The 524-nt window shown below is 47.1% G+C and carries 1 protein-coding gene; it reads right to left on the bottom strand.

Annotation, left to right across the window (positions count from 1 at the left end):
- The coding region (locus R7Z49_RS27480) for an aminotransferase class I/II-fold pyridoxal phosphate-dependent enzyme (protein ID WP_318112832.1) at positions 1 to 403 on the bottom strand (403 nt) is incomplete at its 3' end.
- Positions 404 to 524: the final 121 nt, after the last annotated feature.

Raw genomic sequence — 524 nt, 5'->3', positions numbered from 1 at the left:
CTAAACTTAGCAGATGAGTACGAGCAAAGTGCGCGTCATCAGGTTTAATTGCCGCCTCTAATTTGTCAAATGGCAACGTGCCATCTGGATTGTTTTCTATTGGTTGAGGCTGGATAGAACCCAGTACCGCTGCGCCACCTGCTTCATATTTGTAATTGTGCGCTTGCTGGCCGCATAAATATTCATCGCCACGCTCACAATGTGCCATTAACCCTAAAAGGTTTGCTTGCGTGCCAGAAGTGGTAAACAACGCTGCCTCAAACCCTGCTAATTCAGCCGCGAATTGCTCTAGCTCGTTTACGGTAGGATCGTCACCATAAACATCATCGCCAACAGGGGCGCTGAACATTGCTTCGCGCATAGCTTGGGTGGGTTGAGTCACTGTGTCTGAACGAAAATCCATGAATATCTCCTTGGTCCAAATTCCTAAATGTATCCGCAAAGGCGAGCTTTGCTTAAGCAAGCGATGGTTTTGGCATCGGTAATGGTGCCATCAATAATTTTTTCTTCGAGCTGTTCTCGTG

This window comes from Vibrio sp. 1562, from assembly GCF_033340155.1.
Classification (GTDB): Bacteria; Pseudomonadota; Gammaproteobacteria; order Enterobacterales; family Vibrionaceae; genus Vibrio; species Vibrio alginolyticus.
Note: the sequence above shows the minus strand (reverse complement) of the source record. Positions and strands in the feature narration are given on the sequence as shown.